The sequence below is a fragment of the Alicyclobacillus acidoterrestris genome (assembly GCF_022674245.1).
In the GTDB taxonomy this organism is placed as follows: domain Bacteria; phylum Bacillota; class Bacilli; order Alicyclobacillales; family Alicyclobacillaceae; genus Alicyclobacillus; species Alicyclobacillus acidoterrestris.
Map to the genome: position 1 here is coordinate 969,664 of NZ_CP080467.1, position 24,072 is coordinate 993,735.

Annotated in this window: 23 protein-coding genes; 20 read left to right on the forward strand and 3 right to left on the reverse strand. The window is 54.2% G+C overall.

Annotated elements, in window-relative coordinates; all coding sequences use genetic code 11:
• The first annotated feature begins 10 nt into the window (after positions 1-10).
• The 8 genes from mutY (at position 11) to K1I37_RS04575 (ending at position 7,998) form a co-directional block, all read left to right on the forward strand.
• Positions 11-1,171: an A/G-specific adenine glycosylase gene (mutY, locus tag K1I37_RS04540; protein ID WP_021297845.1), complete on the forward strand. Its 1,161-nt coding sequence runs from the start codon at positions 11-13 to the stop codon at positions 1,169-1,171.
• A gap of 45 nt (positions 1,172-1,216) precedes the next feature.
• Positions 1,217-1,864: a Bax inhibitor-1/YccA family protein gene (locus K1I37_RS04545; protein WP_021297846.1), complete on the forward strand. Its 648-nt coding sequence runs from the start codon at positions 1,217-1,219 to the stop codon at positions 1,862-1,864.
• 393 nt (positions 1,865-2,257) lie between these two features.
• The gene (leuS, locus tag K1I37_RS04550; RefSeq protein WP_021297847.1) at positions 2,258-4,666 is read left to right on the forward strand and encodes a leucine--tRNA ligase; all 2,409 of its coding nucleotides are present in this window, start codon (positions 2,258-2,260) and stop codon (positions 4,664-4,666) included.
• Between the two features lie 147 nt (positions 4,667-4,813).
• On the forward strand, positions 4,814-5,497 hold the full coding sequence (locus tag K1I37_RS04555) for a FadR/GntR family transcriptional regulator (protein WP_236613915.1): 684 nt from the start codon (positions 4,814-4,816) through the stop codon (positions 5,495-5,497).
• A gap of 95 nt (positions 5,498-5,592) precedes the next feature.
• Positions 5,593-6,024 carry a hypothetical protein gene (locus K1I37_RS04560; protein ID WP_021297849.1) on the forward strand — a complete coding sequence of 144 codons (432 nt, stop codon included), beginning with the start codon at positions 5,593-5,595 and terminating at the stop codon, positions 6,022-6,024.
• Positions 6,025-6,181: 157 nt separating this feature from the next.
• Positions 6,182-6,370, forward strand: coding sequence for a DUF5325 family protein (locus K1I37_RS04565; protein ID WP_021297850.1), 189 nt, complete (start codon positions 6,182-6,184; stop codon positions 6,368-6,370).
• A gap of 21 nt (positions 6,371-6,391) precedes the next feature.
• Entirely contained in the window at positions 6,392-7,516 is a 1,125-nt protein-coding gene (ytvI, locus tag K1I37_RS04570; protein ID WP_021297851.1) for a sporulation integral membrane protein YtvI, read from the forward strand.
• A complete protein-coding gene (locus K1I37_RS04575) occupies positions 7,513-7,998 on the forward strand; it encodes a DUF402 domain-containing protein (RefSeq protein WP_021297852.1) in 486 nt (161 codons plus the stop codon). The genes ytvI and K1I37_RS04575 overlap by 4 nt, the downstream gene beginning before the upstream one ends.
• Here the strand turns inward: K1I37_RS04575 and K1I37_RS04580 are convergent.
• Positions 7,995-8,597, reverse strand: coding sequence for a hypothetical protein (locus K1I37_RS04580; protein WP_021297853.1), 603 nt, complete (start codon positions 8,595-8,597; stop codon positions 7,995-7,997). The two genes, K1I37_RS04575 and K1I37_RS04580, sit on opposite strands and share 4 nt — an antisense overlap.
• 271 nt (positions 8,598-8,868) lie before the next feature.
• On the opposite strand from K1I37_RS04580, the gene K1I37_RS04585 reads away from it, so the two are divergent.
• The 12 genes from K1I37_RS04585 (at position 8,869) to K1I37_RS04640 (ending at position 21,478) form a co-directional block, all read left to right on the forward strand.
• On the forward strand, positions 8,869-11,145 hold the full coding sequence (locus K1I37_RS04585; protein ID WP_021297854.1) for a DEAD/DEAH box helicase: 2,277 nt from the start codon (positions 8,869-8,871) through the stop codon (positions 11,143-11,145).
• 6 nt (positions 11,146-11,151) lie between these two features.
• On the forward strand, positions 11,152-12,468 hold the full coding sequence (locus K1I37_RS04590; protein WP_021297855.1) for a ribonuclease H-like domain-containing protein: 1,317 nt from the start codon (positions 11,152-11,154) through the stop codon (positions 12,466-12,468).
• Between the two features lie 72 nt (positions 12,469-12,540).
• Complete coding sequence (locus K1I37_RS04595) at positions 12,541-13,155, forward strand: YktB family protein (RefSeq protein ID WP_021297856.1); 615 nt, start codon at positions 12,541-12,543, stop codon at positions 13,153-13,155.
• 24 nt (positions 13,156-13,179) lie between these two features.
• On the forward strand, positions 13,180-14,610 hold the full coding sequence (locus K1I37_RS04600) for a bifunctional metallophosphatase/5'-nucleotidase (protein ID WP_031219090.1): 1,431 nt from the start codon (positions 13,180-13,182) through the stop codon (positions 14,608-14,610).
• A gap of 15 nt (positions 14,611-14,625) precedes the next feature.
• A complete protein-coding gene (gene nth, locus K1I37_RS04605; protein WP_021297858.1) occupies positions 14,626-15,303 on the forward strand; it encodes an endonuclease III in 678 nt (225 codons plus the stop codon).
• Between the two features lie 60 nt (positions 15,304-15,363).
• Positions 15,364-15,972: a DUF2140 family protein gene (locus K1I37_RS04610; RefSeq protein WP_021297859.1), complete on the forward strand. Its 609-nt coding sequence runs from the start codon at positions 15,364-15,366 to the stop codon at positions 15,970-15,972.
• Positions 15,973-16,115: 143 nt separating this feature from the next.
• Positions 16,116-17,900 (forward strand): spore germination protein, encoded by a 1,785-nt coding sequence (locus K1I37_RS04615; RefSeq protein ID WP_040441606.1) that lies wholly within the window; start codon positions 16,116-16,118, stop codon positions 17,898-17,900.
• Entirely contained in the window at positions 17,897-19,051 is a 1,155-nt protein-coding gene (locus K1I37_RS04620) for a GerAB/ArcD/ProY family transporter (protein WP_021297861.1), read from the forward strand. The genes K1I37_RS04615 and K1I37_RS04620 overlap by 4 nt, the downstream gene beginning before the upstream one ends.
• Complete coding sequence (locus K1I37_RS04625) at positions 19,044-19,217, forward strand: hypothetical protein (RefSeq protein ID WP_021297862.1); 174 nt, start codon at positions 19,044-19,046, stop codon at positions 19,215-19,217. The genes K1I37_RS04620 and K1I37_RS04625 overlap by 8 nt, the downstream gene beginning before the upstream one ends.
• Positions 19,218-19,351: 134 nt before the next feature.
• Positions 19,352-19,801 carry a ribonuclease HI gene (gene rnhA / locus K1I37_RS04630; protein WP_021297863.1) on the forward strand — a complete coding sequence of 150 codons (450 nt, stop codon included), beginning with the start codon at positions 19,352-19,354 and terminating at the stop codon, positions 19,799-19,801.
• On the forward strand, positions 19,798-20,952 hold the full coding sequence (gene queG / locus K1I37_RS04635; RefSeq protein ID WP_021297864.1) for a tRNA epoxyqueuosine(34) reductase QueG: 1,155 nt from the start codon (positions 19,798-19,800) through the stop codon (positions 20,950-20,952). Before rnhA ends, queG begins: the two co-directional genes overlap by 4 nt.
• Positions 20,939-21,478, forward strand: a complete 540-nt coding sequence (locus tag K1I37_RS04640) for a methylated-DNA--[protein]-cysteine S-methyltransferase (RefSeq protein ID WP_021297865.1) — start codon at positions 20,939-20,941, stop codon at positions 21,476-21,478. Before queG ends, K1I37_RS04640 begins: the two co-directional genes overlap by 14 nt.
• Here the strand turns inward: K1I37_RS04640 and K1I37_RS04645 are convergent.
• A complete protein-coding gene (locus K1I37_RS04645) occupies positions 21,458-22,768 on the reverse strand; it encodes a phosphotransferase (protein ID WP_021297866.1) in 1,311 nt (436 codons plus the stop codon). The two genes, K1I37_RS04640 and K1I37_RS04645, sit on opposite strands and share 21 nt — an antisense overlap.
• Positions 22,769-22,950: 182 nt before the next feature.
• On the reverse strand, positions 22,951-24,006 hold the full coding sequence (locus tag K1I37_RS04650; protein ID WP_021297867.1) for an isocitrate/isopropylmalate family dehydrogenase: 1,056 nt from the start codon (positions 24,004-24,006) through the stop codon (positions 22,951-22,953).
• Positions 24,007-24,072 lie beyond the last annotated feature (66 nt).

Below are 24,072 nucleotides of genomic sequence, written 5' to 3' on the forward strand. Positions count from 1 at the left end.
GAGGCTATTTATGAACTTACGCAAGACATCGGAAAGGCTCGCCGTTTTTGCACATAACCTAGAGGTGTGGTACGGGCAGAACAAGCGCGCACTACCCTGGCGGGAAACGACAGATCCGTACCGAATATTGGTGAGTGAGACGATGCTCCAACAAACGCGGGTGGAGACTGTCATTCCGTATTACCACCGATTTCTCGAGCGTTTTCCAGACGTCCAGAGCCTGGCGTCTGCCGCGGAGGAAGACGTGATGAAAATCTGGCAGGGCCTGGGGTACTACTCGCGCGCACGCAACTTGAAGCGCGCCGCAGCCGCAGTGCTTGCTGATTACCAAGGTGTGTTCCCGAATACCGTTGAGGATGTTCGGGCGCTCCCTGGTGTCGGTCCTTACACAACTGGTGCGGTGATGAGCATCGCCTTCAACCAGCCCGTTGCGGCGGTCGATGGCAACGTACTGCGCGTGGTGTCACGTTACCTTGGAATTGAAGACCCGATTGACGATCCAGCGGTGAAACGCGTCATTTCGGAACACACGCAACGCGCTGTCGAACAGAGTACACCGCGGCTTTTTACGCAGGCCTTGATGGAACTGGGCGCCATGGTGTGTACGCCGCGCAAACCACAATGTCTGACGTGCCCAATTCAAGACGATTGTACGGCGTTTCAGGAAGCGCGCGTCGCTCGTATTCCAGTCAAGCGACCAAAGCCACAGCGCAAGCGGTTGACCGTCGTGGCGTTGTGGATTGAGCAAGACGGGCAACTATTGGTGGAGCAGCGACAGGGTGAAGGCTTGTTGGCGAATATGTGGCAGTTGCCTTCTGTGGAACTCGAGGTCGACAACGCGCCGGAGTTATCCCTGCAATTGCTTGCCGAAACACGTTTGCAACACTTATTTCCAGGTTATACCGATGATGTGCCGACTGTTGTCCGAGAGGGGACGGTGCAGCCGCAGGCGTTTGCGGAGATTGCGACGGCAAAGCACGTCTTTACACATTTGGAGTGGATGGTCCGCGTTTTGCGGCCAATTGGGTTCCCGGTGAAGACGGAGACAATGGGTCGTACAGTGAACGCGAGATTTGTGCCGATTTCCGATTTGCCGCGATTGGTGTGGCCGAAAGTCTACGTGAAAATTTTGCACGATGTGTTGCGAATTGACGTCGCGAGCCCAACATAATTGCTGGCAGACCACTCGTGGAATTAGCAGGAAGGATGGATGTTCATGCAGACGTATAGCGTGTCAGAAAACCGCGTGCTGGGTCGGGTCTTTTTTGGCTTATTTGGTACGCTCCTGACTGCACTTGTGGGTGTGGTCGTCGGAACGCAGATTCCAATCGCATTGATTCCCATATTGAGTATTGTCGAACTGGTTCTCATTGTGGTCGCGATGTTTCGGCAACGCAAACGCGCGATTGGCTTTGGGTTTGTCTACTTGTTTACATTCATTTCAGGCATTACGTTGTGGCCCATCATTCACAGTCGTGCAGCCGAACTTGGCGCAGGGCTCGTCGTGGAAGCATTGGCTGTCTCCGCTGGCGCGTTTTTGATTGCCGCCATCGTCGCGTCGCGGACCTCCATGGATTTCTCCTTTTTGGGCGGGTTTTTGTTCATCGGCTTAATGGCGATCCTACTGATGGGGATTATTTCAATCTTTGTCGGCTTCTCGTCTGTGATGAGTCTCGTCTATTCTCTCATCGGCATCGCTGTGTTTGTCGGTTACGTACTGTTTGATGTCAATCGAATTGCGCGATATGGCATCTCGGAGCAGGCTGTGCCATGGGTGGTGCTGTCGTTATACCTCGACTTCGTCAATCTCTTCTTGTTTGTTTTGCGACTGATGGGAGTACTTAGCTCGTCGGATCGTAGGTGAAGTTGCAAAAAGATGTCGTGTGAGTATACTGATAATGGTCAGTAACGATTTAATTCAGTCACAATTCAATATGTAAGTCCTGCGATGCACAGCTTTTGTGGGAACCTACATTTAGCCGCTTTGCCGATAGCGCGAGCGGGCGACAGAGACCTGGTGGACGCTGCGAACCAGGAATGTACTCTCGCAACCTCAGTGCGAAGGATTTCACCTGAAGAGCCGATGTTTTTTGGCCTTGGCACATAGGGTGGGACGCGCGCCTGGCGTTATAGGTTGAGTGGAAGCGGCATGGGCCGATGAGCTGGAGTGTCGTCTTCAAGATAGGTGGTACCACGGGAATTCCCTCTCGTCCTATGCGGACGAGAGGTTTTTTGATTATCAGGAGGAACCGACAATATGGACTATCAGACACAGCAGATTGAAGCAAAATGGAAATCGCGTTGGCAAGAAACAGGAGCCCATCGCGCAAATAAGGACAGCGGTAAACCGAAGTATTATTGCCTCGACATGTTTCCGTATCCCTCCGGAAATGGATTGCACGTCGGGCATTGGCGCGGCTATACCATCTCCGATGTTTGGAGTCGCTATAAACGCATGCACGGGTTTGAAATCCTGCACCCGATGGGGTGGGACGCATTCGGGCTGCCGGCCGAGAATTACGCGATTCAACATGGCGTCCATCCGCGGATCAGCACGGCTGAAAACGTCGCCAACTTTAAACGCCAGTTGGAAGAAATCGGTGCGATGTACGATTGGGATCGGGAAATTAATACGACCGACCCGGAGTTTTACCGTTGGACGCAGTACTTCTTTGTGAAGATGTTCGAACGGGGTCTGGCTTACCGCAAAAAGATGCCCATTAATTGGTGCCCGAGCTGTAAGACTGGCTTGGCGAATGAAGAGGTCGTCGATGGCAAGTGTGACCGCTGTGGTTCCGACGTCACCAAAAAAGAGATGTATCAATGGATGTTGAAGATCACCGCGTACGCGGATAGACTGCTGGATGATCTCGACAAATTGGACTGGCCGGAGCATGTCAAACGCATGCAGCGCGCTTGGATTGGCCGCAGCGAAGGGGCGCACATTCGCTTTAAAGTGGCGGGGCGAGATGAGGAAATTGAGGTTTTTTCTACGCGTCCGGACACGATTTATGGCGCGACGTATATGGTGCTGGCGCCGGAACATCCGCTGGTTCAGGCTATTACCACGGATGCAGAGAGAGCGACTGTCGAGACATATGTCGAGGAAGCGCTGCGTAAATCAAACATTGAGCGGCAAGTTGTCGACAAGACGAAGACAGGCGTCTTTACGGGCGCGTATGTCGAGCATCCGCTGGTCAACCGCAAATTGCCAGTTTACGTCGCGGATTACGTCTTGATGGACTACGGGACAGGCGCGATTATGGCCGTTCCGGCGCATGATGAACGCGATTACGAGTTTGCGACGCAGTTTGGACTGGAGATTATTCCTGTTGTACAGCCAGTGGATGGCCCTGTAGAAGGTCTTTACACAGGGGACGGCGTGCTTATCAACTCCGAGTCGCTCAACGGGCTCAAGGTGGCTGAGGCGAAGCGCGCCGCCATCGAATTGCTGGAGAAGCGGGGGCAGGCGGAAGCCACAGTCAATTATCGGCTCCGCGATTGGGTGTTTGCCCGCCAGCGTTACTGGGGCGAGCCGATTCCGATTATCCACTGCGAACACTGCGGTCCTGTCGCAGTCCCTGTGGAGCAGTTGCCGGTACGGCTGCCGGAGGTCGAGCGCTATGAGCCCACAGGTACAGGGGAGTCACCGTTGGCGGCGATTCCTGAGTTCGTCAATACGACCTGTCCAAAGTGCCACGCGCCGGCGAAACGGGAGACGGACACCATGCCACAGTGGGCAGGTTCGTCTTGGTACTTCTTGCGTTACGCGGATCCCAACAATGCCGAGGCGCCATTCTCCAAGGAAGCCGTCGACTATTGGCTGCCGGTGGATATGTATATCGGCGGTGTCGAGCACGCCGTGTTGCACCTGTTGTATTCGCGGTTTTATACGAAGTTTATTTACGATCTCGGCCTGATTACGTTCGACGAACCATTTTCACGCCTCTTTACACAAGGCATGATGACGCTCAACGGCGCGAAAATGAGTAAGTCGAAGGGCAACGTCGTCAACCCGGACGATATTATTCGCGACTACGGCGTCGACGCGCTGCGCATGTACGAGATGTTTGTCGGACCACCGGAGGACGAGGCGGAGTGGAACACCAATGGCCTCGAAGGCGTCGCGCGCTTCTTGCAGAGAGTGTTCCGGCTTGTTCAGGCGAATGCGACGAGCACCGTTCCAGAACGTGAGTCACTCACCAAATTGCGCCATCGCTTTGTCGCGGCGCTGACGGAACGCATGGAGGGTTTCCGATTCAACACGGCGGTCAGCGCCTTCATGGAGTATGTGAACGCCTTGTCAACCGAAGCGAAACAAGGCCTCGACCGAGCGACCTTGGAGACACTGACGATGACCCTGGCGCCGTTTGCACCGCACTTGGGTGAAGAACTGTGGGAGATGCTCGGGCATAAGAGGTCCGTCTTTGAAGAGACGTGGCCGACCTTTGAAGAGAAGTGGCTAAAGGACGATGAACTGGAAATCGCCGTGCAGGTCAATGGCCGTGTCCGCGCAAAAATGGTGATTGCCGCGGAAGCTTCACAAGATGAGGCTATCGCTGCGGCGAAGGCCCTTCCGGACATGCAGGAGTGGCTGCAGGGCAAAGAGGTCGTGAAGCAAATTTACGTGAAGGGGCGCCTCGTCAACTTGGTCGTGAAAGGCTAATTGGATTGACGGCGCAGCTGTAACCAAATCTCGTGCGATTCCTGGCGGCGGAACGGTTGAACGGATCGGGCCGCCAGGGGTTCCGCACGTGTGTCGCATCGGCCACTGAAGCATTTATTTCAGGCACGTGTGAAGAGGGAGACAGCAGTGAACGAGTTTTCGCCCATTGGACAGAAACTGTATATGCGCATTGCCCAGCAGATTCGAACGATGATTGAGGACGGCTACTGGAGCCCGGGGGACAGACTGCCGCCATTAAAGAATTTGGCAGAGCAATTCAATTGTAGTCGTGCGACCGTTCGAGAGGCACTGGGCGCACTCCGTGGCCAAGGGTTGATTGAGTTTCGCCATGGCGATGGCACTTACGTGCGCACGGCGAGTGTGGAGATGTGGATGCAACCGCTTGACGCTGCGGTTTTATTGGGGCTTGATCATGTGTCAGACCTCGTGGAGTTACAGACTGCAATTCTTGCGGCTATCGCCTCCTCTGCGGCCAAACGCAGGGCGACACGGGATTACTCTGAGCTGTCTCGGGCATTGTTTGATTTGGAGTCCTCGAGTCGGCACAGTGAACAGCGTATCGCCAGCGAGTTGCGATTTTACGCAGTTCTTGCAGCTTGCGCAGACAATCCGGTTCTCGAGAACACGTTTCGCGTGTTGCAAGAGGCGCTGCGAAGCAGTTTGCGGCTGCTGAGCCCGAAGCGGGACGTCGGACTTCATACCTGCCGCGCGGTCTACGACGCGGTCCAGATGGAACAGGCGGACGTGGCGCGCGAAATTATTTATGCGTATGGTGACCATCTGCTGGAGCAGGCGGAAAAAATCAAATAAACATCGTGACAGAGTGACTACAAAAAGCGAACGGAATGGTGTAGAATATCAATGTAAGCGCTATCAATCGGATCGGCGAAAGGTTGGTTACCGATATGGCACCAAAGTTGCTTGTAGCTGCATTTGCGGCAGAGGATCGTCCGTATGTCGACAGAGCGATTGAACATGGGATTGACGTCCGCATCTTGGACTGCTTTGAAGACGTTCACGCGCTTGTTCAGTTTTGGTATAAACGCCGTTCTATCCACGTTCCCGCGCAAAAGTCGTCGGTGAAGAGCGCCGTGGGAAAAGAGTGTTTTGACATGGCCGTGATTCGCGATACGCCTCACGACTTTGTTCGTGCCGCGTTGCTCGCACAAACGCTGCGCGAGGCAAACGTCGGTCAGGTCGTGGTCGTCGCCAATGATGCGTCCCGGGTGCCGATTTACCGCAGGTGTGGCGCGCATCAAGTGATCATTTCCGAGCATCCCGTGGAATTTTGGACACAACTGGAGCAGCGCTTGCTGTCACAAGTTACAGCCTCCTAACCCCGCGAGTTACCTCATGGCGGGCTGGCGGCACGCAGTTGCTGGCCCTCCTACTTGCCTGCCTCCTTCCGTATTACTTATGGTATGATGAGAGTAGTTCAGTGTGCCCGTTTTCATCGTGCACTGTCGAGAGCATAATAAAGGAGGGGCGTCTTCTTTGACCACCTCATTGAAGATAATGTTTTTCTTTATCTCCCTATTCACGATGGCCTGTTTTGCCCTTGGCTCTGTGATGATGGCACAGGGGCGGGGCTGGTTGGCGACGTTGTTTTTCGTTCTCGCCGTTCTCATTACAGGGTTGGGGTTTGTTACAAAGCGCCGGTTGGTTCGACCACAATCACAATAGTGTAAAGGGGCGGTTTCGTCGGTGCGCTCAAAGCGTCGGGACGTGGAAATGCGGCGGTACCTCTGGCGTGTGCTGGAAGTGTGTTTTTTGCTGGCATTCATTATCGGGTTTGCACTGCTGCTTGGCTATCTGATGAAGTATATCCTGCCGTTCGTCATTGGCTGGGTCGTCGCAATTCTGCTTATCCCGATTACACGTTGGCTGGAGTGGATGGGTGTGACGCGACTCGTCGCGGTGATTGTGACGCTATGTTGCACGGTTGCCGCCGCCATTGCTGTCACCTTGGGGGTCTCCATCGGTGTGACGCGCGAGGCGGGCTCATTCATGACGAACAGCCAATCGTTCTTTACATATGCCGACGCGTTTGTTCAGAACAAGCTGATGGCGGGAAAAGTGTTCTATGGGCAGATGCCGCCGCAGGTGGCCAATCAGATTCAACATGCTTTAGTGCAATTCGGTACAAGTATCGAGCAATCCATACGGAGTTTTGTCAGGTCTCTTATTGGTGCACTGACGCAGATACCTGAACTGCTGTTTGTCGGTGTCATCGCCGTGGTGACTGCGTTTTTTATCATGTTGCGCCACGAAAAGATGATGGTGTCATTCCTGCGCGTGGTTCCTCCTGGATGGGACAACAAAATCCGCGCCATTCTCGACGATATGTCGCGCGCGTTTTTAGGGACCATTCGAGTTCAATTCATCCTCATGTGCATGTCGGCTGTGCTGGGCGTTGCGGGGATGCTCATTCTGCACGTTCACTACGCGGTTTTACTCGGGATATTATTTGGCCTGTCTGGTTTGATTCCGATTTTAGGATCCGCCATCTTAACTGTCCCATGGGCGATTGGCGCGTTGGTTATCGGTGATGTACCGCTGGCAATCAAGGTGCTTGGGTTGCAGGTTGTCATTTCGCTGATTCGGCACATGGTCGAGCCGAAAATCCTCGCGAATTCGGTGGGCTTGGACACATTGACCACATTGTTTGCGCTCTATGTCGGATTAAAAGTGATTGGGATTATTGGTCTGTTCATTGGGCCGATTATCCTGATTGGGGCCAAAGGATTGTTGCGCACGCATTTATTTGTCGATTTCCTGCCTAAATTTAGTCAAGCCGAGGATGATCCGGGCGGAGGCGAAAGTGGTTGAATATTGTAAGTATTCATGCCGACGGCGCGCCACACCGCCGATGGACAGGTGTATTGCCGACTGCATCTCCTGGAGCCTATGTCGTACCGCCGGGGGCGCTTGTCCACGAAGCGAGTGGGGGGACCTGGGCCAGTGACTACCCGGTCGTCGCTTTTTTCTGGCCAAAGGTTTATTTCCAGGTATTCATGCTCTTGAAGGAAAACGTGACAGACTATTATTGTAATATGATTACGCCTGCGCTAATCGCTCGAGACGTGACTTATATTGATCTCGATCTCGACGTCACCGTGATGGACGGCCAAATCGATGTGGTGGACGAGCAAGAGTTTCGCGCGCGTCAATTTGCCTATCCGGCTGCATGGCGCAGCGGGGCGCAACAGGCGAGTCAGTGGCTTGTTCAACAGGCGCAGGCGAAAACTGGGATATTTCATCCCGCCACCGGTGAAAGGTGGCGGACATGGTTATCATCAGTTTTGGATTAGCCTTCTGTATGAGGACGGCCTGTGTCGCCTAGTAATTTGCGCGCGCGTTCCATGATGGCGAATAATGTACGAGAGTCTTCTTCCAACTGTTCCGGTGTGACGTCCTTCTCGAGAACGACCGTCTGCGTCTGCAACTGTTTTTGGAGGGACTCTACTTGTTCCGCCAACTCCTGTTTCTCTTTCTCAATTTGTGTTAAATACGCTCGAAGTTTATGATACTGCTCGTCATATGTTTGGAGGAAGTCGATGACGTCCCTCATCGATTCGCTGGTTGCATGGACTGGTGATTCCGCTGATGTTGTGGACACGGTGGTCGGTTCAGACACTGTTGCGGCGTTGTCCGTTGATTTTGATGATGTGCTATTTTTACGGCTTTGTTTCGCCGCCTCAATTTCTTCTCGGTAATCTTTGCGCACGACGCCGTTCCAGCGGTATCCACAGGCAGCAGGCGTGCGTCCAAGCAAACTAGCTGCCTCTTCGAACGCCTTTAGTTGTGTGCTGCCGGTGCGGATGTGTTCGAGTACTAAAGCCGCCAAACGAGTATCATCATCAGGTGTCCACGCGTCCGAGCGCGAGGCCCATTTCTCTACCGTTTGCAAGGTGATTCCTCCCTACAGTCTGTACTATACCTTATTTCCATGCTGTACAAGATTCATACAGTGCCCTCTATGGGCTGCTCATTATCATGCTATGATCGGTTTTCGAAATCGTGACCTTTTGTATTGAAATTTCGTAGAAAGCCAGGGTGGGACAGTCTTTCATCACGGAAATTGCCAAAAAAAGCGAACAGGAGTTCGCAGTTTTGCGTCGAAAGATGTCGGATAACGGTGTTAAGCATTCCTTTTGCGTAATAGAGAGAGGTGGGGCGGAATGAATCTGGAGCAATTGCTCAACGAGTGGCAGCGAGACCCATCGTTCATGTCCCAAGTGGCCGCGTGGCGGGTAAGTGAAGCCACTGCAGGACGGTTTCGACCTATCCCGGCGACTGCGCACACTGAAGTTTTAGAGGCTTTGCAGAGCCGCGGCATTCGGCAGTTGTTCAGCCATCAAGAAGAGGCGTGGAATGCCATTCAAGCTGGTAAAGATACGATGGTTGTCACGCCGACGGCGAGCGGCAAGACCTTGTGTTACAACCTGCCTGTACTGAACGCCATTTGCGAAGATCCGTCGGTGCGGGCGCTCTATATTTTCCCGACGAAAGCGTTGGCGCAAGATCAGGTCGCTGAATTAAGCGAACTCATTGAGCACGTAAAGACACAAATTCACTCCTTTACATACGACGGGGATACGCCCGTTCACGCTCGCCAACGCATTCGTGAGGCGGGGCACATTGTCGTCACTAATCCAGATATGCTGCACGCGGCTATCTTGCCGCACCACACGAAATGGCTGCGGTTGTTCGAGAATCTAAAATATATCGTCATTGATGAAACACATATGTACCGTGGCGTGTTTGGCAGTCACTTTGCCAATGTGTTGCGCCGGTTAGACCGGATTTGCGCGTTCTACGGGGCGAAGCCGCAGTACATCATGAGTTCGGCCACCATCCAAAACCCTGGTGAACTGGGCCATCTGCTGACCGGCCGGGATGTTTACGTCGTGGACAAGTCGGGTGCGCCGCAGGGCGAACGGCATACGGTTCTCTACAATCCGCCGATTGTCCATCCGAAGTTGGGACTGCGCCAGTCGAGTCTTCAGGTAGCGCGCAAAATGGCGGGCAGACTGCTAAACGAGGGCATTTCGACGATTGCGTTCGTCAAGACGCGTACGCAGGTTGAGGTTTTATCGTCCTACCTCAAGGCGGATGCGAAGGAGCGGTTGCGCGCTGAGATAGTCGGGTATCGCGGGGGGTATCTCCCGAGTGAACGGCGGTCGATTGAGCGGGGTTTGCGAAGTGGGGAACTGAAAGGCGTGGTGAGCACCAACGCCCTGGAGTTAGGCGTGGATATCGGTTCTCTCGATGCGTCGTTGACCGTCGGTTACCCGGGCTCGGTGGCCTCGGTTTTACAACAGAGTGGCCGCGCAGGACGCCGCAGGGGCGTGTCATTGGCCATGTTTATCGCCAATGCGTCCGCGCTAGATCAATATCTCGTCCATCATCCAGAGGCACTGCTTGAAACGTCGCCGGAGTCGGCCCGAATCTATCCTGACAACTTGTTAATCTTGATGGATCATCTCAAATGTGCTGCGTATGAACTGCCATTCGCGGCAGATGAGTCGTTTTCTGTCGAAACGACGTCGGAGTTGTTGGAGTACCTCGCAGATGCTCGAATCCTGCATGTCGGGCGCGACCGGAAGTATCACTGGATGGCTGATGCGCTGCCTAGTGCCGGGGTATCGCTGCGCAGCGCCGCGCAGGAGAACGTCGTGATTGTCGACGAGACGGACGGGCGACCGCGTGTCATTGGCGAGACAGATCGCTTTAGCGCGTTGACCACCCTGCACGAGGAAGCCATTTATTTGCACCAGTCAAAATCGTATCAAGTGGAAAAGCTCGACTTGGAGAATGGCAAGGCGTTTGTTCGCGCGGTGGAAGCGGACTATTACACGGACGCAGAACTGGCCGTTCGGCTGCAGGTACTTGACCAGCTGGCGTCGACACAGGAGGGGCCAGCATCCCATACGTTTGGCGAGTTGGCGGTCAATGCGACCCCGACATTGTTCAAAAAAATCAAGTTCGACACCCACGAAAATTTGGGGTGGGGGCGAATTTATTTGCCAGAGGCGGAATTGCACACAGTGGGTTACTGGGTTTCTTGGGAGCCAGCGGCGTTTGAATTGACCCAGGAGGACTGGGAGAGCGCATTGAAGGGCCTAGGTTATTTGCTCAAACACGCGAGTGCCCTTCATTGCATGTGTGCGACATCCGATTTGCATGTCACGGTTCAGGTTCGTGATCCACTCGGGCAGCGACCAACGCTGTATGTGTACGATGCGTATCCAGGTGGCATTGGATTATCAGAGCGAGTCTTTCGTGATAGAGATCTGATCCTATCTTCTTCGTTCGACATGATTCGACAATGTTCTTGCGAGTTTGGCTGCCCGTCCTGCGTTGGACCAGGTCATGTGGATGAGCACCTCAAGGAACGCGCGCGCATGTTGCTCATTGCTTCAATGACAGATACGGCGCATCAGGAAAGGGCGTGATGGTCTGTGGCTCGCAGTTTGCTAGAGAAACTACGCGCCCTCGAACAGTCTGTTCAGGCGTCTCGGCCGGCTGCGAATGCTGCCGCCGAGGATAGCCAATCTGCTCCCCCACACGATGGCCGCACAACGGGTGACGACGTCTTAGGGCAGTTCCACCGCGCGGGCTTTGAGCGGATTGAAACGCCATACGGCGATTGTTGGCGCCGCAAGACCACCTTTGACGTGTTCACACGCCACGGGCATCACGTTTTCGCGGATGCGTTAGAGACGGACTATCGCGCCCTCGAACAATTGGCTAAAGCGCCAATTTCGATGGATTTGGTGCGCTACTACGATGTGGAGACGAACGGCCTTGGCACCGGCGCTGGGACATTTCCGTTTTTACATACAGTTGGCTACTTTGAACAGGATGAGTTGTGTTTTGCCCAGTACTTCGTGGACGATTACGGCGCTGAGGCTGCGGTTCTTCATGCCATCGCAGCCGAGCATCTGCCGGACGGCGCAATGATTGTGACCTTTAATGGCAAATCGTTTGACTGGCCTTTATTTCAAAATCGGCGCTTGTTGCACCGGATGGAGCGCGTCGAACGCCATCAACTCGACTTGCTTCACCCGAGTCGGCGGTTGTGGAAGTCACAATTGCATCGCGTCCGGTTGGCTGAGGTAGAACGCGGGATTCTCGGTGTGGAGCGCGTGGACGATTTGCCTGGTAGCCAAGCGCCGGATAGGTACTTTCAGTTTCTTGAGTGCCACGACATCGAAGTGATGGAACCTGTTCTGTCACACAATCTGATGGATGTTTGTTCGTTGGTCGTTCTGCAGGTGAAAATTGCGCGCCTGTTGAATGGTGAGGTCGATGATTTGCCTTCGCCAACCCATTTGGCCCTGGCCTCTTGGTATGATGCGTGGCACGATGTACAGGCAGCGGCGATGTCGTATGAGCGTGCGGCACAGGCGCTTGATGCGACTTGGCGCGCGCATTGGTTATATAGTCTGTTTCTGAAACGGCAACGAGACGACGTTGCAGCCTGTCGGGTGTGGGGGAAAATGGCAGAGGACTATCCAGACCGAATTGAGCCACTGATTGAGCTGGCCAAGTGCTTTGAACACCGTCAACATGACTTGAATCGCGCGCGTGAAGTCGTTGAAGAGGCCCTACGTCGCATTGCCAAGCCGTCGGGGCACATTCGTACGGCGTTGCAAATTCCGCATCGGGTCATCGACGTGCCGTTGCAGGAATCGATGCTGCCGTCGTCACCGATTGAACGGGCCTTGCGCCATCGCCTCAATCGGATTGTCAGGAAACTTGGTGCACAGGGTTAGCGGCTGGCGCTTGCGGATGTGCGCAGTCTTGTCTAGTGTAGAAGATGTAAGCTTCGGGTTGGGGGCGATTGGATGTTTACGGGGTTTCAAGAAGAGGATTTTCAAGTATTTTCTGTGCCAGGGCTCGATGCCCGGATGGCGGCGATTAAGCAACACGTCCGACCAAAGCTCGAAGCGCTCGGTCAACATTTTACAGCATTTTTAGCACCTCGGCTGGGTGAGGAGGTTTACGCTCATGTGGCGAAACACGCCCGGCGGACCGTCAACCCGCCCAACGACACCTGGGTGGCGTTCAGTACAAACGCCCGCGGGTATAAACAACATCCGCATTTTCAAATTGGGTTGTGGCAAACGCATGTGTTTGTCACGTTCGGATATATTTATGAGTCACCGCGGAAAGGGAATTTTGGTGAACGGCTCGCGCGTTCTGCCGACCAAGTACACGCGCAAATAGCAGATGATTTTATCTATGTAACGGACCATACAAATCCAGCGTCGATTCCGGCAAGCGAGGTGGCAGTGGGCGATATTGTCCGCCTTGGCGAGCGTTTGCAAACGGTCAAAAAGGCGGAACTCCTTGTCGGAAAGCGGTGGGAGAGAGATACGATAGTGCAGATGTCGGGAGAACAGTTTATGACGGCGGCGGAAGCTGTCATGGCTCAACTCGTGCCACTGTACCGGTTGTAGAGAGACGGGTTGTGGGGTGAAGCTGTGCAAATCCACCTACTTCATATGAATGATGTACACAGCCAACTGGAGAGTTATATGCGCCTTGGTCACCAGTTGCGCACATTGCGTAGCGAACTGGAACAGGCAGGAAACTTTGTGTTGACGTTTGACCTAGGCGATGTGTTGGACAGAGTTCGCCCCGAAACAGAGGCGACGATGGGCCTCATCAACGTCGATATGATGGCAGCGCTGGGCGTCGACGGATGGGTTTTTGGCAACAATGAGGGATTGACGATTCCCGTTGAGTTTTGGCCATTGCTGACACAGCATGCACAGACGACGGTTTATGGAACCAATTTTCGGCGACCTGGACAGGTGCCTTTTGACTGTTTTTCCGACACGCACATTTACGAGCGGGAAGGTATCCGCATTGGCGTATTTGGACTTACGCCAGACTATACGCTGCCGTACAGTATGCTTGGCGTATCCGCCGAAGATCCGTTTGTAAGGGCGAAGGAGACGGTTGAAAAATTGCGCAAAAGCGGCGTCGACGTCATCGTCTGTCTGTCGCATTTGGGTCGTCGGGCGGATCACCGATTGGCGGCCGAGGTTCCACACATCGATGTCATTCTCGGCGGTCACACGCACGAGTTTATGAAGGAACCGGATTGGGTCAACGGTACGGCGATATTTCAGCCGGGCAAACACGCGCGGATGTTCGGGCATACTGCCATCACGTTAGATGACGACAAGCATGTGGTGTCGGTCACGGCAAAGCCGATTGAAGTATTGTTGAACACGCCATATGACGCGGACATGAAGCGCGCCTATGAGAACCACCTCGAAGGCGTCCAGGAAGTATTGAACCGTCGGGTGGTCACGTTATCACAGCGGCTTCCACTTGTGTACGAACGCGAGTCACCGTTTGCCAATTTGCTGGCGGATGTGTTGTACGACGAGTGTGAAGGCGACCTTTGTGTCATGATGACAGGAGCGCTCAACTCGAGCCTTTTGCCTGGGGAGGTCAAGCTGAATCACTTGTTGGGCGCTTGTCCAACGCCAACTCGGCCGATTGTCGTGACGTTGACTGGGCGTGAGTTGACTGAAGCGCTCAATCAAGGCATTCAGTCCGACACTTATGGCCGGCATGGGATTGGGTTTGGTTTTCGTGGCGGCAAAATCGGCTATTTGGTCGTGTCGGGCGCGATGGTCGATGTCGCCATGGACCGAGCAGGTCAGCCACGTATCAAAGAAGTGCACGTTGGGCAGGTGCCGTTGGATTGTGCGCGTGAGTACAGAGTGATTACGTGTGAATATCTGTGGCTTTCGCCTGTCTTTCAGCCCTTTCGGCAAGCGCGTGAGATTACCTATTACCCGCCATTGGTACGGGAGGTACTGCTGGCACGGATACATGAGGAAGGCCGGATGGAGCGCGCGGCAACGCCGCGGTATCGCTACTTTCACAACGGTTGAGAAGGGGGGATGTAAATGGCTTTGCTGTCTAAACGGGATACGGCGCAAGTGATGGAAAAATTGGAAAGTCGATATCCAGATGCCAAGTGTGCGTTGAACTTTTCCAATCCATTTGAGTTGTTGATTGCAACCATGTTGTCAGCACAGTGTACCGATGTGCGCGTCAACATGGTAACGGAGCGATTGTTTCAAAAATACCGTGGGCCAGCTGACTTCGCGGCGGCGACGCCCGAGCAGGTACAAGAGGACATTCGGGAAGTCGGCTTGTTTCGCTCAAAGGCCCAGAATATCGTGGCGACTTGTCGGCTGTTACTCGAACGGTATGATGGAGAAGTCCCTGCAGACAGAGAAAAGCTCGTCGAGTTGCCCGGTGTTGGCCGGAAGACGGCCAACGTCGTACTGTCCAACGCTTTTGGCATACCAGCGCTCGCTGTAGATACACATGTGTTAAGGGTGTCCAACCGCATCGGTTTAGCGAACAGTGATTCCCCTGATGAAACGGAGCGACAGATCTGTCGCCGTGTCCCAAAATCTCAATGGTCACAGGCACATCACTGGTTGATTCACCATGGACGACAGATTTGCTCAGCGAGGAAACCCAAGTGTGAGGCGTGTCCGATTCAAGAACACTGTCGGTATTTTCATAAGACTTTTGCCAAGTCCATGAAGACGAAAGAATCGACTGGCGGCTAAACGGTTTGTGACGAGTCTTATGAATTGGCCCATCAAGATGCGAGGAGGTTCAACTACAACATGTGGTGGAAGCGCGGCTTTATCATTCTTTTGTCTTTGAACATCCTCGTCTTCGTCGGAGGCCTGATTGTCCTGGACTCGTTTCCGTCGGCGACGTCGTCCTCGGTGAAGAAGTTTCAATCGACGCCGGATGATGGAAAGACGGCTGCAGTTCAGGTTGTCATCGGCCAGGATGCAATCAACAGTTATATTGCCTATGCACTGACCCAGGAAGCGGATGTCCAGAAGATCATGAGTTATGCACAGATTCAATTTGCATCGACCTGGAACTGCGACATTGGGGTCAAATTGCTGGATAAAGTAGTGCCGTTTCATTTGGTTCTCGTTCCGGATGTCGAGAATGGAAACTTGAACTTGCAAGTCAAAAGTGCATCCATGGGGCAAGTTCCGGTGCCAGATAGCCTCCTCTTCCTCTTGCTAAAACACCTGCAGTGGCCGAACTGGATTAATCTGGACGCGAATCATCACATACTGCAACTGAATTTCACACAACGCCCCCAGGAGCCATTTGGCGTTCGCATTCTCGGATACTCGTCCACCACGCAGCAGTTGAGTCTGCAAGTGACCATGTCGCCGTCGGCGATTGCCCAAAGTGCGAATCACGCATAACGCCACAGAGATGGCAGATTCCTCATTTTCGTTCGTCGCAACCAACGCAGTGAACAAAAGGCATAAGCTCTGCACCAGTGTCGCAGGATATACAAAGATTCTAGAATCAGGAGGAAACACTGGTGCTGAGCAAATATGCCTCCATGTTAAAGCGTTTTTTCACCGTCGACGAATCTGTGCTGAACGATCAATTTACACTGCTGGACGACGAAACCGATACGAGCTATGACGAAGACGGGAATAAACGCGGCCCGGAAGTGATCGACTTTGACACGGATGAAAATAAAACACAGACGGCGAAGCGCCCGGTTTCGATGCGGCAGTTCATCCGTCGTGGTGCGGCCCTTTACAACGAAGCTGTGCAAAAATCCCACGTCGGTCAGGATGACGACTTGCCAGTTTCCATTGACCAGATGAAAGAGCGTCTCGAACGCTTTTTTCACTTGCCTCAGAACAAGGATGTCGTGATTCGCGAGTTCAGTGTCGGTGTGCAGACGAAACAGCCCTGGCGCGGACTGGCTGTGTTTGTGGACGGATTGGCGGATAAGACAGTCATCAATAATGACATTCTCGAGCGGCTGATGCTGTTTACCCAATTTATCCACGACGAACCGCGACGCAATATGGAGTACATTCAGGAGAAAATTTTAACCAGCAACCAAACGGCCATGCTGGAAAAATGGTCGGAAGTCATTCAGGTGATTCTGGCGGGATCGACCGTTGTACTGTTAGATGGTTGTAATGGCGCGTTGTCCGTGGAGACCAAGGGGTGGGAGCACCGAAGTGTCAGCATCCCACAGACTGAATCGGTGGTGCGGGGTGCCCACGACGCGTTCACCGAGAACTTTCGGACGAATACAGGCCTCATCCGATCCCGCTTTCGCTCCGAACACCTGGTCACCGAGATCTACAGCGTTGGGAACCTGGCGTCGACCGACGTCGCCATTATGTACGTGCATGGAATGACAAACCCGAAGTTGGTACGGGAAATCCGCCGCCGGATTGAGGCGATTGACGTTGATTACATCGATAGTCCGGGGGTGTTGGAGCAGTTTATCGAAGATGAGCCGCGCATGATGATTCCACAGGTGTTGTCTACGGAACGGCCAGACAGGGTTGCTGCGTCGTTGGCTGAGGGATATGTCGCCATCGTTGTCGGAAATAACCCATTTGTATTGATTGCACCTGTCGTATTGTACTCTTTGATTCATACATCGGAGGACGCAAACCTGCGGTTTTACGCAGGCACGTTTATTCGAGGACTGCGTTGGATTTCCCTGTTTATCGCGTGCCTGTTGCCCGCACTGTACGTCGCGGTCACCAATTACCATCCAGAGATGCTGCCGACGGATTTAATGCTCGCGATTGCAGGCAGCCGCGAGCAGGTGCCGTTTCCCGTTATCGTCGAGGTTTTGCTGATGGAGTTTGCCATCGAGCTGATTCGGGAGGCGGGGATTCGCATACCGTCCGTGATCGGCCCTACTATTGGGATTGTTGGCGCTCTGATTATCGGACAGGCCGCAGTGCAGGCTGGTATCGTGAGCCCGCTGTTGGTGATTGTCGTGGCGACCACTGCGCTCGCGGGATTTGCCATCCCAAATTATGAATTGAGTATGGCCGTTCGAATTAGTCGTTTTGTCTTTCTACTCGCTGGCGCATTTCTCGGTTTCTACGGCATCGCCATTCTCCTGTGCGTCTCTGTCGTCCGCCTGTCGATGCAAAAATCGTTTGGCGTGCCGATTTTGAGCCCAATTGCTCCCACAAAAGCAAGTGCCAAAGACGTGCTGATCCGCGGCCCCGTGTATTCAATGAACTTGCGCCCATCGTTTCTGCACCCACTCCGTACTTGGCGACAACAACCTGTCACCCGTCCGTGGAGTGCACCGACTGGTAAGCGCGCAGGGAGAAAGGGGAATGACAAGGCATGAAGAACCAGGAGGGAAAAGCCAGTGTTGCCGGCAGAGAACTGACCGCCTTAATGATTCTCGTCGTCGCCACGAACGCGTTCCTGATTTATCCGCAATATGTGAGCCAGTCGGCCTATGAAGCAGCCTGGATGGAGCCGATTGTGTCAGGCGCACTGACACTCGTTCTGTTTTACTTTGTGGAGTGGCTCATGCGCAAGTATTACGCGCAGTTGGATATTGTTGAGGTCAGCAAAGAAGTGTTTGGGCGGGTGATTGCCGCACTCTTGGCGATGATATTCGCCGCGTATTTCATTTGTACAACGGCGATGGTCGTCCGTGAGTTCACAGAGAACGTCATCATGACCGTCCTGCCCTCGACGCCGATTCTCCTTGTGGGCGCCGTCTTCATGGGGGCCGTCGGGTACATTGCGTACGCTGGACTCGAGGGGATCAGCCGCACCGCGTATATCTTCTTGCCGATTCTTTTGATTGGGCTTGTCGGTGTGTGTGTGGCGACCATGAACTGGTGGCACCCGGCGATGCTGTTGCCGTGCTGGGGAACCGGGATTCCGCGCGTGCTGACCGGGTCACTTGAATACAGCTCCGTCTTTAGCAATGTATTGTTGTTGACGATTATTTACAAACACGCGCATAACCCGCGGCAGATGCGACGTATTGGGTCTGTCAGCATCACCGTCTCGACGCTGTTGTTATGCTTGCTCATCATCACGTACCACATGGTCTTCCCGGCTGTCGAATCGGAACAGGTGTCCTTTGCACTGTACAGATTGGCGCGGCTGATTTACCTTGGCCCATTCTTTCAGCGGCTGGAGAGTGTGTTTATTTTTCTCTGGGTCACTGCAGCCACGGTGAAGATGGCGGTGACGCTGTGGTGTTCGGCGTATCTGCTCGGCAAGGCGTTTGGTTGGCCGACGTACCGCCCAGGTATTCCGATTCTCGCACTGCTGTCGTGGTCCATCGCGATGTGGGCGGACAGTTGGGTACAAGTGGTCGATCTCGACGGCAGATACCTACTGCGCTGGGGCTGGACAGTGGTTTTTGTCTTGCCGATTGTGGTGCTCTTAATGGGCGTGGTCGGTCGCGCGTTCAAGGGTTCCACGGGAGAGCCTGGCGAGCGACGACGGCGACGGAGGGGGATTACACATGCTTAGGTTCTTGTTTGCCATGATGATTCCGTTTCTCATTTTTGTCTACACGATGTCGTTCACGCGCTGGATGGGCAAGGAGCGCCATCTGGCCGCAGCGACCTCTGCAGCGCTGTTGGGCGCATTGACGTTGTGTGCGAGCGGTGCGACGTTGTGGAAACTGTTGACCTAATTGGGCGTCTCGTGACGCAGGTGTTTGACCGGGGAAAGTCTGTCGTTATATGCTGGGAGCACAGGTGAGGCGGAACGTCGACCCGGCACCCGGGAAAACGCGTGCCGTTCGCCGTTGTCGAGGAGGCGTCTCTCTTGAGCGATACAGAAGCTTCAAAACAAGTCATTATTTATACCGACGGTGCCTGTTCGAAGAATCCCGGCCCTGGGGGCTGGGCGGCTGTCTTAAAATATGGAGAACACATCAAAGAAGTATCTGGCGGCGAACCGCACACCACCAATCAGCGCATGGAAATCATGGCGGTGATTGGTGCGCTTCGCGTGCTCAAACAGCCTTGTGACGTCGTCGTGTATTCGGATTCCGCCTATGTCATCAATTGTTTTCAGCAGAAGTGGTACGTCAATTGGCAGAGGAACGGCTGGCGCAACAGCAAAGGGGAAACGGTGCAAAATCGAGACCTCTGGGAGGAACTGCTGTCCGTCATGGCACCGCATAAGGTTCAGTGGAAAAAGGTCAAAGGCCACGCTGGCGTCGCCTGGAACGAACGCTGTGACGAATTGGCGAGGGCGGCTATTCCCCGATGAGCGCGGAGCTTGACATAGAAACGTTGCGCGAACTGGCTAAGCGTGAGGGCGTGTTGGAAGTTGCCGTTACGGATGCCGCCCCATTTCCGGAGTTAATTCCGTGGCTCGAAGCCTATGAGGCCCGTGGGCGCACTGGGTTTGAGGTGGGGGAGGTCGCCCTGCGCATCAATCCACGTTTCTGGATGCACGAGGCCAGGTCTATCATCGTGATCGCGCTGCCGTATTTGACAGAGCAGGGAGCGCACACAGCCCGGTCGCACCCGCGCGGGCGCCGTCACGGACGCACTTCACACTACACGTACGGCGTCGATTACCACAGAGTGCTTGCGGAAAAACTCCGCGCTATCCACCGCAGCATGGAGGCGGTCGTCGGGCATGAAATCGCAATGAAGCTCTCGATTGATACATCCCCTTTGGTAGACCGGCGGCTAGCCGAGCGCGCGGGTCTCGGCTGGATTGGCAAAAACGCGATGTTTTATAGTCACCGCTATGGTTCCTACGTGTTTTTAGGCGCGATGCTGGTCAATCTCGCGATTCCCCCCACCGCGCATCAGGAAGCGGCCGTTGGTGCCCTATGTGGAACGTGTACACGCTGTCTCACGGCATGTCCTACTGGCGCAATTGTCGCACCGGGCGTGATTGATGCCACACGCTGTTTGTCGTATGTTACACAAATGAAGGGTATCATCCCTGTTGAATTTCGGGACAAACTCGGTCGCCGAGTTTGGGGTTGTGACGTCTGTCAGTCGACTTGTCCAATCAATCAGAACGTCGAACACTCGAAAGAGGATGCCTTTGGCCCGAGTCACGAGTTGGCATACCCCGACCTCATTGAACTGTTGCAGATGTCTAACCGCCAGTTCATGCGCAAATACGGACATACGGCTATGGCTTGGCGGGGGCTACGCACCTTACAGCGCAACGCTTTGATTGCGCTTGGCAATGCCGGCGACGCTGCGGCGCTTGCATGGATGATTCCATTTCTGCACAACGCGCGCGTTGAATTGCGGGCGAGCGCGGCATGGGCGATTGGCAAAATCGGTGGCAAAGAGGCCAAAGAAGCGTTGCTTCACGCGCTGGATGAGGAACAGGATGCACAGGTGATGGAGGAATTGCGCAATGGATTGGAGGCCTGTCATGAACGCGGTTGAACGCCGGATTTTGCAGATGCCTGTCGAGCAGGTAAGTGGTAGCACGCAAATGACGCCCTATGGTTCGTTTTCGCTCATCGCTTGTGAGCGCGGATTGATGTATGCCGGTTGGGGCGGCTTAGAGGCGTTTACGGAGTATGTTAACCAGTATCCATCTGGGGAGCTGTCCAGGTCCTATCTACAGCAGGCGTCCAGTGAATTGGATGCGTATTTTCGAGGGACTTTGTCGACGTTTTCGGTGCCGTTGGTCTATCAGGGCACGCCCTTTCAGGAGGCCGTCTGGTCAGGGCTCATGACAATTCCGTTTGGTGAGACGTGGTCATACAGGCAACTGGCCGTTCATATTGGCAATCCGCTTGCAGTCCGCGCGGTTGGCCAAGCCAATCGGGCGAACCGCATCGCGGTGATTATTCCTTGCCATCGGGTGATTGGCGCAGACGGCGGGCTGGTCGGATATGCCGGTACAGCCACAGACCTCAAGGCCAGCCTCATTGGCCACGAACACTCAGTCGTCGCCCACAGATAAACTGCGGACCTGTTCTGAGAAAGACTTTAAAAACGATTGGCGGCGCGATGCCTCATCGGCGTACGCGAGGAGATCATCTAGCTGTGCCGGGTCCTTGAAAAAGTGGTAGCGTGTATGCGCCAGACGCCAGGCCCGGTACGGGAATTTTAACAGCGCCTCGACCAGGCGGTATTCCACTTTTGGAATGGTTTTGACTGTGTCGAAGTGCAGAAAGCACGCGTAGGCGATATCGCCGCTCCAGTGATTGAGTTGCAAGCTTCTTCGCAGCAAGTGCGCCATATCGAGCACGCGTGGGGCAAAGGTCGAGAGCTCGAAATCAATCAGGTACACGTTGTGATCAGGCGCGTATAGACAGTTCCCCGGGATGACGTCCAAGTGACTGATGCCCGCATTTGCTTTGTCGGCGTGCAAGAACGCTGCACACTCCGCCTGTTGCAGTAGCTGCAGGCTATCTGCCGCATCATCCAGCAACTCCGCTTTGAGTGAGACGAATAACTTGTCGAACTCGTCTTTGTCGTCATTGGCTTCCGCTTTGTAGATGAGTTGTCGCAGGTCGTGGTTGCGTTCTTTGGTCATCTCGAACAAATTGAATGCGTCGTTCGGGACGAACTTTTCCGATGTAAACCCGCGGGTCGCCTCGTGGAATTGGGCCAGGGCATACGCGGTTTGTGCCACGTGTTCGGCCGACGCGAAGTTCGCAGGTTGTGCGTCTATCCACTCGGTTGCGTAATACACGTTTCCCCCATCATTCACACCAGGTGCTTTTTTCTTCGTCAGCAGGAACTTGCTGTAGCGAGAAAATCCTTGTTTCTGCGCATATTTCAGCATTCTGTGCACGAACCACACGTGCGGCAGGGAGAGGTGTGTGCGCTTGACGGCGTAGCGTTTTCCTTCATCTGTGACGACCCGGAGGATACCCGGCATTTGTTCTCTTCGTTCGATAGTCACAGGGTAACGGTCAAGGACGCCTTTGGGGATGTCGTACGTTTGTGTCGGGATAGCGCTCCGGGAAGTCCGCCCGTTGCCAACCGGTGTGCGTGTTTGCTTTGCGCTCGTCGCTTTTGACGATACATCTGTGGCAACCGCAGTCAGCCCCCCACGCAGATCGTACGAATGGGCGTTGTGGTTTGCGTTCGCGCTTGTCGAATGCGCAGCTGAATTCGTCTGATTCTCGCTGTGCGTTGACTGCGCGGCCTCTTTTGCTTCTAATTGCGCTTGCAGGAAGTAAGGGGGCTTTAAGAACTCGCTCGCCAACACTTCTAACCAATCAGGCATCTTTTGTCGTTTCATCACCATCACCTAACATAGGATTCGATGACACCAGCCTATTCAATGATGTAAAAAAGGACTGGGCGGTTGCCTCTGTAGGTGTAAAATGACACAAACCCAAACGCAGTGGAGTGTACCGTACGCCCGCGTTTGGGTTTGTGTTTGGCTTGATGTTTCGTTGCTATCGCGTTGTGCTCGAAAGCTTACAGCTTGGCGCGAACGCGGCGAATCACTTCATCGGTGAATTCGGTCGTGGTGGATTTCCCACCGAGATCGGACGTGCGAGTCCCTTCCATGACAGCCTCTAAGGTGCTGTCGTAGATAGCCTGGGAGACGGTTTGTGCCGCTTTGTCGTCCTGATACCCGAGTAGCGAAGCACCTGCCAGAATCATGGCCATCGGGTTCGCGACATTCTTGCCGAATAGGCTTGGGGCTGTTCCATGAGGCGCTTCGGCCATGACCACGTTCGGCTGGAAGTTGTCGTCAAGCGCCAGCAAAATCGATTCTGATCCGGCGATGGACCCGAACATCTGCAGCACGAGGTCGGACAGGCAATCGCCGTCGCGGTTGAGGGCAGGGATGACCAGAGGTTCCCCAGCCTTTACGAGCAGCAGTGCGTAGGTCGCGTCGATCAACTGCGGCTCATAGGCCACATCGGGATATTGTGGGGCAGCAGCGTCCATTTCTTCCTTCAGCATTCCCTCGTAGATAGGGCTGACTGTGAATTTTGGACCACCGAACACTTTTGCGTTCAGGCGCTTCGCGTGCTGGAACGCGTACTTAGCGACACCTTTACAGATAGCGCGGGAGATTTTCTCTGTGCGAAACGCGTATTCCCCGTCCGCTGTCTCTTCACGCCATTCCTTTGCGCCGTACGCATCGTCGACCGCCATCCGGACGACCGAGATCGGGGAAGAGACGGCAACCGGCGGTTGCACGCCGGGAATGCGGCGACCCGTACGAACGATGACCGTGCCGTTGATTTCCTTGCGCAAAATTGCGTTCGGGCTGCCAACATCGCCTTTGGTCTCTGGCGTGATGGTCGCGGCCTTCAATCCTAAACGGCTTTCGCGCATGGCTGCTGCCGCTTCGTACACGACTTGGTTGTTGGTCTTTCGACGATTCTCCAGGCTCAAATCAAAACGTTGAAACGCGACATCATAACCAGTCACGTCTGGGGAGAGTACACGAAGTGCCTCTTCGAGTAACTCCTGACCCGTTTGGTCGCCTTCCATCACTACGATGGTTGGTTTAGACATGCCTTTCACCTCATCTTCGTCACTTTTACGCTGGTGCATGTGAATTTGGGTGGTGCACGACTGGTG